The sequence below is a fragment of the Nocardia carnea genome (assembly GCF_029868855.1).
Classification (GTDB): domain Bacteria; phylum Actinomycetota; class Actinomycetes; order Mycobacteriales; family Mycobacteriaceae; genus Nocardia; species Nocardia carnea_A.
Map to the genome: position 1 here is coordinate 24,085 of NZ_JARWOV010000333.1, position 10,107 is coordinate 34,191.

Annotated in this window: 9 protein-coding genes and 1 pseudogene; 8 read left to right on the forward strand and 2 right to left on the reverse strand. The window is 69.3% G+C overall.

The genetic code is table 11. The annotated features are described in order from the left end of the window. Positions 1 to 37: 37 nt before the first annotated feature. The gene (locus tag QH195_RS33885; RefSeq protein WP_280438402.1) at positions 38 to 2,368 is read right to left on the reverse strand and encodes a molybdopterin-dependent oxidoreductase; all 2,331 of its coding nucleotides are present in this window, start codon (positions 2,366 to 2,368) and stop codon (positions 38 to 40) included. A 385-nt stretch (positions 2,369 to 2,753) separates the two neighbouring features. Continuing rightward, positions 2,754 to 3,176, reverse strand: a complete 423-nt coding sequence (locus QH195_RS33890; protein ID WP_280438403.1) for an Hsp20/alpha crystallin family protein — start codon at positions 3,174 to 3,176, stop codon at positions 2,754 to 2,756. 145 nt (positions 3,177 to 3,321) lie between these two features. Here QH195_RS33890 and QH195_RS33895 point away from each other — a divergent pair, with 145 nt between their 5' ends. The 8 genes and pseudogenes from QH195_RS33895 to QH195_RS33930 form a co-directional block, all read left to right on the forward strand. Beyond that, complete coding sequence (locus QH195_RS33895; RefSeq protein ID WP_280438404.1) at positions 3,322 to 3,654, forward strand: MerR family transcriptional regulator; 333 nt, start codon at positions 3,322 to 3,324, stop codon at positions 3,652 to 3,654. Positions 3,655 to 3,823: 169 nt separating this feature from the next. After that, the gene (locus tag QH195_RS33900) at positions 3,824 to 4,408 is read left to right on the forward strand and encodes a biotin transporter BioY (protein ID WP_280422883.1); all 585 of its coding nucleotides are present in this window, start codon (positions 3,824 to 3,826) and stop codon (positions 4,406 to 4,408) included. Next, positions 4,401 to 5,522 carry a class I adenylate-forming enzyme family protein gene (locus QH195_RS33905; RefSeq protein WP_280438405.1) on the forward strand — a complete coding sequence of 374 codons (1,122 nt, stop codon included), beginning with the start codon at positions 4,401 to 4,403 and terminating at the stop codon, positions 5,520 to 5,522. The genes QH195_RS33900 and QH195_RS33905 overlap by 8 nt, the downstream gene beginning before the upstream one ends. Continuing rightward, the gene (locus QH195_RS33910) at positions 5,519 to 6,646 is read left to right on the forward strand and encodes a thiolase family protein (RefSeq protein ID WP_280438406.1); all 1,128 of its coding nucleotides are present in this window, start codon (positions 5,519 to 5,521) and stop codon (positions 6,644 to 6,646) included. Before QH195_RS33905 ends, QH195_RS33910 begins: the two co-directional genes overlap by 4 nt. Beyond that, a complete protein-coding gene (locus QH195_RS33915) occupies positions 6,643 to 7,323 on the forward strand; it encodes an energy-coupling factor ABC transporter ATP-binding protein (RefSeq protein WP_280438407.1) in 681 nt (226 codons plus the stop codon). The genes QH195_RS33910 and QH195_RS33915 overlap by 4 nt, the downstream gene beginning before the upstream one ends. Then, positions 7,320 to 7,922 (forward strand): energy-coupling factor transporter transmembrane component T family protein, encoded by a 603-nt coding sequence (locus QH195_RS33920; RefSeq protein WP_280438408.1) that lies wholly within the window; start codon positions 7,320 to 7,322, stop codon positions 7,920 to 7,922. Before QH195_RS33915 ends, QH195_RS33920 begins: the two co-directional genes overlap by 4 nt. Before the next feature lie 12 nt (positions 7,923 to 7,934). Next, positions 7,935 to 9,440 carry an AMP-binding protein gene (locus QH195_RS33925; protein ID WP_280438409.1) on the forward strand — a complete coding sequence of 502 codons (1,506 nt, stop codon included), beginning with the start codon at positions 7,935 to 7,937 and terminating at the stop codon, positions 9,438 to 9,440. A 460-nt stretch (positions 9,441 to 9,900) separates the two neighbouring features. After that, positions 9,901 to 10,107 (forward strand): annotated as a pseudogene (locus QH195_RS33930) (hypothetical protein); the annotation flags it as partial.

Here is a 10,107-nt window from a genome sequence, read left to right on the forward strand (position 1 = left end):
CACCGGCGGACGGTCGTGCGGGCTGCCGGCGCGGGCATCAGCGGACCGCGCCGGCGGCCACGGTCGGTGGCGGGGTACGAACCGACAACGGCGGGAGTTCGCCTTCGTAGCGTTCGGCCTCCACCAGGCAACTGTTGGCCGACGGGCCCTGGGTCAGCGAACTGGTGCCGATATCGTTGGTGACCGTATTCGGATTGCCGTGGATATCCAGCGATTCCGGGTCGGCCGGGTCCAGCGGGTCGTACCAGGCGCCGGTCGGCATATGCATGACGCCGGGCCGTACCGCATCGCTGATCCGGACACCGGCGAGCAGGGCGCCGCGGTCGTTGTGGATCCGCACGATATCGCCGTCGCGCAGTCCGCGCGCGGCGGCGTCGGCCGGATTCATCCGCACCGGCTCGCGGCCGCGGATCTTGGATTCCCGGCTGGTGACGCCGTGATCGAGCTGGCTGTGCAGGCGGGTCGCGGGCTGATGGGAGAGCAGATGCAGCGGAAAGCGTTGTGCCGCCGGACTCCCGAGCCATTCCCGCGGCGGGAACCATGCGGGGTGACCGAGGCAGTCCGGATAGCGGAAATCGGCAATGGTCCGGGAGAAGAGTTCGATCCGGCCGGACGGCGTCCGGAGCGGATGCCGCTCCGGATCGTCGCGGAACTGCTCGAGAGTATGGCGGGATTCCGGTAACAGCGGCCGCAGATCGAGTGGCCCGCCGGCGCGGAAATCCGCGTAGTCCGGCAACCGGATACCGGCGGCCGCGGCATTGTCCACGGTGGTGCGCCACAGCTGCTCCACCCACTGCCGCGCGGTACGTCCCTCCGTGAAACGCTCCGCGAAACCGAGTCGTTCGGCGAGACCGGCGAAGATCGCGTAATCGTCACGCGCCTGCCCGTACGGTTCGAGGGCCTGCCGCATGGGGGCCAGCCAGTGATCGTTACGCCCACCGGCGAAATCCTCCCGCTCCGCCGAAGCGGTGCTGGGCAGCACGATATCGGCCAGCCGGGCAGTCGCGGTCCAGCTGATCTCGTTCACGATCACGGTGTGCGGCCGCGCCCACGCCCGCCGCAGCCGGTTGAGGTCCTGATGGTGGTGGAAAGGATTACCGCCGGCCCAATAGATCAGGTCGATCGGCGGATAGGTGAGAACCCGTCCGTTGTAATCGACCGTGTCGCCCGGACGTTCCAGCATCTCGGTGAGCCGGGCCACCGGAACACGATCGGCCACCGGGTTTCCCGGCTGCGGCAGCGCGCCGATCTCGAAGGGCAGATAGCGGCGTTGCATATTGTTGGTCATGCCGACTCCGGTACCCATGAGCACGCCGCCGCCCGGCAACCCGATATGACCCAGTGCCGCCGCCAGGGCCCAAGCCGCCCAATAACTCTGCTCACCGTGTTCGGCACGTTGCAACGAGTACGGCAGGCCGATGAGACAGGGTTCGCGGGCCATCGACCGGGCGAGAGCACGGATTTCGGCCGCCGGGAGCTCGGCGATCTCCGCGGCCCATTCCGGCGATTTGGGTATCCCGTCGGTGCGGCCGGTGACGTAATCGGACAGCCGGTCGAAACCGGTGCAGTAGCGGTCGAGAAAGGCGCGGTCGTGCAGGCCCTCGGTGACGAGGGTGTGCAGCAGGGCGAACATGATCGCGCTGTCGCTGTGCGGGCGGCACGGTATCCAGCGGGCGGCGGCCGGGTCGCAATCGTCGCGAACGGGTCCGATATGAACGATATCGATACCGGCATCGCGCAGCGCGGTGAGCCGGCCGGGGCTCGGATGTGCCCCGATACCACCGGGATTGACCTGGGCGTTGCGTTGCGCGGCACCGCCGAAGAACACGATACGGGCGCAGTTCCGGACGATTTCTCCGGTGCTGGGTGCCTGGCGGGCGGCATCGTAGGCGTTCATGCCGAGAACATGCGGAATGAGAACTTCGGCGGCGGCGAAGGAATAGGTGTCCACCGAGGCGGTGTAACCGCCGAAAAGTTGCAGGAAGCGGTGGATCTGTCCCTGTGCGTGGTGGAATCGGCCGGCGCCGGCCCATCCGTAGGAACCGCCGTAGACGGCGCGGTTACCGCCGGTCGCGCGGGCTGTGCGCAGCGCGTCGGCGGCGATATCGAGCGCTTCGTCCCATTCGACCTCCACGAAGGGCTCTCGGCCGCGGAGCGTGGGGTCGGCGGCCGCTCGATCACGGTAATAGCCGAGACGTACGGCCGGCCGGGCGATGCGGTGGGCCGGATCGTGGAGCGCAGTCAGCGAGCGCCCGATGGGGGAGGGATGCGGATCGTCGCTGTGCGGTGTCACCGACAGTTTTCCGTCGGCAGCGGTGTCGATCAGGTAGTTCCCCCAGTGGGTAGCGGTGGCCCGGCTCCGCGTCATGGTCTTCCTTTCCGGCGCGGGCAGGTCTCCCGGTGTGGGTTTCCGGACCCGCGGTCGCCGTCTGCCACGTCCGGACCCTCTCGGTACCCGGGCGCGTCTCAGCACTCCAGTGTGCCCGCGCCTCCGGGAATCGTGCGCACGTGCCCCGAAGCCGCCGACCGGCGCGGGGACTGTGCGGGCGGTGCGCCGACTGCCTACTCGGTGCACCGCCGCTGCTTGCTGTCTGCGCCTGCGGGCGTGCTGTGTGGAACGCTACGGTGGCCCGCACCGGACTCGAGTCCATTCACTTCTGCGGCGACTCGGGTGGACTGTTCTGCACCGGCCGGCAGCGCCGGTCGGCCCGGTTAGCGGCGGGGTCCGGTGACGGGACTCGCCGGCGAACCGATCAGGCATCGATGGCCTGACGGGCTCCGTCGGTGCGCTCGATCGCGATCTTGCGCGGTTTGGCTTTCTCGGCGACGGGGACCGTGAGCCGTAGAACACCGTCCCGGTAGTCGGCGCGAATATGTTCGGTATCGAGGCCCTCGCCGAGGAACAACTGCCGGCTGAATACCCCGCGGGGACGTTCGGCCGCGATCATCGACCGGTCCGCATCCAATTCGGGCCGCGCGGCCCGCACGGTGACCACATCGCGTTCGATATCGAGATCCAGTGATTCCGGATCGATCCCCGGCAGATCGAGCTCCACGAGGAATTGATCACCGTCGCGCCAGGCGTCCATGGGCATGACCGCCGGGCGTGCCGCGGTACCGAACACCTGCTGCGTCAAACGATCCAGATCGCGGAAAGGATCGGTGCGCATCAGCATTGCCGCCACCTCCAGCTCACTCCGTTCTTGGATGAAATGTTCAGATAACTTCTGTCATCTGACATAGATTTTTTGTACCACTGCCGACATGTAGGTGCAAGACGTTAAGCTAGAAAACCTCATCGCAGAGCGGACGAGGACGGCTATGGATCCACAGCGGCACGAGCACCGCCTGCCCGGTTCGGCACAGGCGGTGTATGCGATCTCGGTAGCGGCCGATCTGGCCGGTGTCGGGGTGCAGACGCTGCGCTTGTACGAGCAGCACGGACTGATCACCCCGGAGCGCAGCGCCGGCGGTACGCGCCGTTACAGCGGCGACGATCTGGCGCGCTTGCACCGGATCACCACGCTCGCGGCGGAGGGGGTCAACCTCGCCGGAATCGGCCGCATTCTCGAACTCGAAGACGCCAATGCCGCGCTGCTCGCGGATATCGACCGGTTGCGGACCCGTCGCCGCTCCCGGTCCGCAGGGGCATAGTCGCGGGCCGGTCCGGAAGGCGTGTGGGATGCCGGATCGGTGGTGCCCTGCGCGCCGCCGCACGGTCCGACCGCCCGAGCCGGCGCCGAGGCGGGGTCGTGTCCGCGGTGACTGGGCGCATTGCTATCTTGAACAACGTTCAAGCTCGGTTGTTGTGAAGGATGGCGTCATGAACGGTGTCGAGGACTCGCGGGCGCCGAAGACTCGCACCACGGCGCGGGATATGGCGCAGATCGCGGTATTCGCCGCGCTCATCGCCGCGCTCGGGTTGCCGGGTGCGATCACGGTGGGCTTCAGCGGGGTGCCGATCACCGTGCAGACCCTCGGCGTGATCCTGGCCCCCGCGGTACTGGGAGCGCGCAAGGGTACCGCGGCGGTCGCGGTGTTCATCGCGCTGACGATCATCGGCCTGCCGCTGCTGTCCGGCGGGCGTACGGGCCTGACGGCGCTGGCCGGTCCGAGCGCCGGCTATCTGATCGGCTGGATACCGGCGGCCCTGGTGATCGGCCTGCTCACGGCGCGGATCGTGCCGAAGTATCCGCTGCTGCCCGCGCTGCTGATCAACGCGGCCGGGGGAATCGCGGTCATCTATCTGTTCGGCACCCTCGGCCTGCTGCTGCGCACCGACCTCGGAGTACTTGCCGCGATCCAGGCCAACGGCGTTTTCCTGCCCGGCGACCTGTTGAAGGTGGTCGTCGCCACGTTCGTGGCAAAAGGTGTGCACCGTGCCTACCCGGGCCTGATCCGTGGATAGCCGCGTTCTCGGCGCCACCGGTACGGCGCCGGCGCTCGACCTCGACGGCGGCAGATTCACCTACGACGAGCTCGATCGAGCCGTCGATCACTGGATCGACCGGTATCCACCGGGACCGCACGGCTACGACGCCTCCACGCTGCCCGTTGCCGACGCGCTCATCTGTATCTGCGCGGCCGCGCGGCTCGGGGTGCCGGTCGCCGTCGAAGACCCGGCGGCCCGTCCGCACCGATCCGCTCGGCCGCCGGAGGCGTTCCTGCTGGTCGCGACCTCCGGCTCCACCGGCCGGCCGCGGCCGTTGGCGCGTACGGCCGCCTCCTGGTACGACAGCTTCCCGGTCTTCACCGAGATCACCGGAGTGACCCCGCAGGATCGGGTGCTGCTCACCGGCCCGCTGCACGCGACGATGCATCTGTTCGCTGCCCTGCACGCTCTGTGGCGCGGCGCCTGCGTCACCGACGATCCGGCACGGGCAACCGTCGCGCACGCCGTTCCCTCGGTCCTGCGGGAACTGGTACCGCGGGCACCACGGCTGCGGACCGCGATCGTGGCCGGTATCGCGGCCGATCCGGGGGCGCTGGCGGTGGCCCGCCACCTCCGTGTCGTGGAGTACTACGGTTCCTCCGAAGTGTCGCTCGTCGCGGCCCGGGAGGTCCCCGCGCCGCTGCGCGTGCTGCCCGCGGTCGAGACGCGGATCCGCGACGGGTTGCTGCACGTGCGGTCCCCGTACACCGCGCTCGGTGCGCCGGAGTGGTTCTGCGTCGGCGATATCGCCGAACTCGGCGACGACGGCGAATTGCGGGTGTACGGGCGCGGGGAGGCGGTGATCAACGTCGGTGGCACCACGGTCGTCGCAGAAGATGTGGAGCGGGTGCTGGGCGGTATCGACGGCGTCGCGGTGGTGGCCGTGATCGGCATCCCGCATCGGGTTTACGGCGAAACCGTCACCGCGGCAGTGCAATTGGATGGTGTGGAGATCGACGATGTGCGTCGGCGGGCACGCGGACTGCTCACCAAGGAAGCGATGCCGCGGCGCTGGGTGCCGGTCCGGGAAATGCCCACCACGGCCGCCGGGAAGATCGCCCGCGGCCGGTTGAAAGACTTGCTGGCATGAACCCCGACCCCGTTCTCGTCGCCGCCCGGCGCACCCCCATCGGCACGGCCGGTCACGGGTTCGCCGATCTCACCGTCACGGATCTGGCGGCACCGGTGCTCGCCTCCGTGGCCGGCTCCCTTTGCGACGCGGGGGTGGATCTCCCGATCGACGATGTCGTCCTCGGTAACTGCCTGGGTCCCGGCGGGGACCCGGCGCGCGTCGCGGCACTGCAGGCGGGCCTGGGTCAACAGGTGCCCGGGGTGACCGTCGACCGGCAATGCGGTTCCGGGCTGGACGCGGTGATCCAGGCGGCGCTACGGGTCCGCAGCGGGGCCGACCGGCTGATCCTGGCCGGTGGCGCCGAATCGGCCAGTACCGCGCCCTGGCGGTTCTGGCCGCCGGCGACCGGCGCCGACCCGGTGCGCTACACCCGGGCCCCGTTCGCCCCGGCCGGTTTCCCGGACCCGGATATGGGTGTGGCCGCCGATGCTCTCGCCCGCCTCCGGGGAATCTCGCGGGAACGTCAGGACGAATACGCGGCGCGGTCGCACATGCTGGCCGCGGCCGCGGATTTCACTCCGGAGATCGTGCCGGTGGCCGGGGTGCACCGCGACGAACGGATCCGCACCGGGATGACCCCCGCGCGCCTGGCCCGGCTCCGGCCCGGTTTCGGCCCGGACGGCACCGCGACTGCCGGAAACTCCTGCGGTATCTCCGATGGTGCCGCCGTCGTCGCGGTGACGACCGCGCCGGACGCGGCCGGGCTCCCGGCGTTGCGAATCGTGGCCACCGCTGTCGCCGCCGGTGATCCGGCGCTACCCGGCCTCGGCCCGGTACCGGCGATCCGCGCGGTGCTGCGCCGGGCCGGCCGCAGTGTGTCCGATCTGGGGGTAGTCGAGATCACCGAAGCCTTCGCCTCGGTGGTGCTGGCGGTTTCGGACGAGCTGGGACTCGACGAATCGCGGATCTGCCCGGACGGCGGTGCGATCGCCATGGGGCATCCGTGGGGCGCATCGGGTGCGGTCCTGCTGGTGCGGCTGGCAAGCCGCATGCTGCGCCCGGACGGTCCGGAACTCGGTCTCGCCGCCTGCGCGATCGGCGGGGGGCAAGGTGTCGCGATGCTGGTGGAGCGTGCCGGGTGAGTGCGATCGTCTTCGACTCGGTGAGCCATTCCTTCGGTGAGCGCCGGGTGCTACGGGAGATCGATCTGCGGATCGAGGAGCGCCGGGTCGGGATCGTCGGCGCGAACGGGTCGGGGAAATCGACTCTGGCCCGCATGATCAACGGTCTGCTCACCCCGACCGCCGGCACCGTGACCGTGGACGGTGTCGATACCGCCCGCAAGGGAGCACGGGTGCGGCGCAAGGTCGGGTTCGTGTTCACCGACCCCGATACCCAGATCGTCATGCCCACGGTCGCCGAGGATCTGGCGTTCTCGCTGCGCCGCAGCGGCCTGGCCAAGGCGGAGGTCGCCGCGCGGGTGGCCGAGATCCTGGACCGGTTCGGGCTCGCGGGGCACGCGGAACATCCGTCGCATCTGCTCTCCGGTGGGCAGAAGCAACTGCTCGCGCTCGGCGCGGTATTGATCCGCCGGCCGGAGGTGATCGTCGCCGACGAACCCACCACCCTGCTGGATCTGCGCAATGCCCGGATCATCGCCGAGGCACTGGACTCGGTCGATCAGCAGGTGATCGTGGTGACGCATCAGCTGTCGCTGCTGGCCGGGTTCGACCGGGTGATCGTCATCGACGACGGTGCGGTGGCCTTCGACGGAAGTCCGGCCGCCGCGCTGCCGGCCTACCGGGAGCTGATCGAGTGATCGGGCTGTACCGGCCGGGTGATTCGCCGGTGCATCGCACCCCGGCGGGGACGAAACTGGTGCTTCTGCTGGTGATCGTCACGGCCGCAACGGTGTTCGTGCGGACCCCGCTGCACCTCGGTGTGGCCGCCCTCGCCGCGGCCGGACTGTTCGCACTGGCCCGGATTCCGGGGCGCGTCGTCCTGGAACAGTTACGTCCGATGGTGTGGATGCTGGCGATCATCGCGGTTTTCCAGGTACTGACCACCTCACCGGCACGGGCGCTCGTGGTATGCGGATTGCTGCTGCTGTCGGTGGCGCTGGCGGCGCTGGTCACGCTGACCACCCGGGTCACCGACATGCTGGACGCGGTAACCCGGGCGCTGGGACCGTTGCGGCGGTTCGGTGTGGATCCGGACCGGATCGGGTTGCTGCTGGCGCTGGCCATCCGGTGTGTTCCGCTGCTGGCGACGATCGTGCGGGAAGTCGCCGAAGCGCGGCGGGCGCGGGGCCTGCAATGGTCGATGACCGCGCTGGTCACCCCCGTCCTCGTGCGCTCGCTGCGGACCGCCGACGCGATGGGCGACGCGCTCGCGGCACGCGGGGTCGACGATGACTGAGGAACGTGGCCGATGAAGCAGGAACCCACCGGGACACCGAATGACGGTGTGACGGGAATTCCGGTCGTTCACGGCCGGGAGGACGTCGGTGAACTGCTCGCCGAACGGATCGCGCGGCGGGTGCGGTCGCGGCCCGCCGTGCGTACCGCGGGCGCGGTTGTCGACTATTCCGAGTTCTGGACGCGGGTCTGCCGGGTCGCCGCGGGCCTGACCGGTATGCGGCGGGTCGCTGTGCTGCCGACCTCGGATATCGATTCGCTGGTCACGGTGGCCGCGGCCATGCGGGCCGGGGTCGGCGTGGTGCTGTTGCACCGGCATCTGACGCCCGCGCAGTTGCGGCGGGTGCTGACCGTGACGCGACCCGGCGCGCTGGTGGCCGTGGCGGCGCAGCATCGGCGGTTGCGGCGGATGGGGTTCGACGGCGTGCCGCACACCGCCGCCGGACTCGAGCGCGACGGGGCGGGCGGCAGGGCCCGGCCCGACTCCGAGCTGCTGGTGGGTATCACCTCCGGAACCACCGGGGAACCGAAACTCTTCGTCCGCGATCAGGCGTCCTGGGCAGCCACTCTGGATCGATCCGATCGGACCTTCGATATCGGGCCGGGCGATACGGTGGCCGTGCCCGGGGTCCTGGACCATACCCATTTCCTCTACGGTGCCCTGCACGCCCTGACCCGTGGCGCGACGGTCGATTTGCGGCCGGCCGCCGACGCGCTCACCGACGGCGCGACCCATCTGTATTCGGTGCCGACTCTCGCATGGGACATCGTGCGTTCGGCAGGCGGGCCGTACGGTGGTGTGCGGGAGGTACTGTCCTCGGCGGCGCGCTGGCCCCGGAACGGGCGGGCCGCGCTGCGGAAAGTGGTGCCGAATGCGGTGCTCACCCATTTCTACGGCGCGTCCGAACTCAGCTTCGTCTCGTTCGACCGGGGCCTCGGCGGAGCCGGCGAAGACCGCACGGCCGGAGCCGGCAGCGACGACGTTTCCGACGAATATTCGGCTGGGGAGTTGTTCGACGGGGTCGAGGTGGAGATTCGCGACGGCCGGGTGTTCGTTCGCAGCGATATGGTTTTCAGCGGCTATCTCACCGAGGCCGGTGTGGTGGACGGCCCGGTGGACGGGTGGGTATCGGTGGGCGATCGCGGTGTCCTGGACGACCGGCGGCTGCGGTTGTTCGGCCGGGACAGCGAAATGCTCATCCGGGGCGGGTTGAACGTGGAACCGGCTGCGGTGGAGGCCGCCCTCACCGCGATTCCGGGAATCACCGAGGCTGCGTGTCTCGCGGTCCCGGACGACCGCTGGGGGCAAGTACCCGTGGCCGCGGTTGCCGTGGACGGCCGGGCACCGGATCCCGGGGAGATTCGCCGGCGATTGCGGGCGACGCTGCCAGGTCCGAGTGTGCCGGTGCGGATTCAGGTGCTCGACGCGCTTCCGCGTACGCCCCGCGGCAAAGTGGACCGCCCGGCGCTGCTCGCCGTGCTGGGTGGGCACGGGCCGATCAACCATGACTCGCCGTGACACGTTGCGATTCCGCAGCGATTGTCATTTTCGTCACGACGTATCTATTGCCAAGCTTGGGTAGTTCTTTACTATAAGAGGAGTTGACGAACAGTTACGCCGCACGATGGCCACCGGGTTCCGGCCATCCGTCCCGGTTCTGCTCGTCGGCCCATAATCTCCTGCTCTGCAAAGTTTTTCGGCAGTAATCGGGTTCGTACCGGATCGGACGACGTGGTTCGTTGAGATATCACCAGCAGTGGAGGTGCCTTCTTAGGCTTTGCTAAGTCTTTACTCATACTATGGCGACGGTTTAAGTCTCGGCCCGTTGCCGTGCCGAGTACCTACTTCACCGCGAGATGCCGGTTCGCGGTCTGTGCCCGACTGGACATATTGATCGTCAACCGACCTCGGCTCCGGCCGAGTCGGCGAAGGAGAGCGATGGCAACCAAAAGCCCGAATCCCCCTGCAACACAACCTGGTGCGGGGGGGGGCGGGGGGGGGGGCGCCCCCCGGGGGCGGGGGGGGGGGGGGGGGGGGGGGCGCGCCGGCGGCGCGGGTGGTCGTCCTCACGACCTTCGACGACGACGATCACCTCTATCCGGCGCTGCAGGCGGGCGCCTGCGGATTCCTGGCCAAGAACGCCGGCCCCGACCGGATCCTCGCCGCGATCCGCGCGGCCGCAAAC

Coding starts and splice junctions, on each gene's coding strand:
- QH195_RS33885 (WP_280438402.1), bottom strand. CDS start 2,368: ATGACGCGGAGCCGGGCCACCGCTACCCACTGGGGGAACTACCTGATC.
- QH195_RS33890 (WP_280438403.1), bottom strand. CDS start 3,176: ATGCTGATGCGCACCGATCCTTTCCGCGATCTGGATCGTTTGACGCAG.
- QH195_RS33895 (WP_280438404.1), top strand. CDS start 3,322: ATGGATCCACAGCGGCACGAGCACCGCCTGCCCGGTTCGGCACAGGCG.
- QH195_RS33900 (WP_280422883.1), top strand. CDS start 3,824: ATGAACGGTGTCGAGGACTCGCGGGCGCCGAAGACTCGCACCACGGCG.
- QH195_RS33910 (WP_280438406.1), top strand. CDS start 5,519: ATGAACCCCGACCCCGTTCTCGTCGCCGCCCGGCGCACCCCCATCGGC.
- QH195_RS33925 (WP_280438409.1), top strand. CDS start 7,935: ATGAAGCAGGAACCCACCGGGACACCGAATGACGGTGTGACGGGAATT.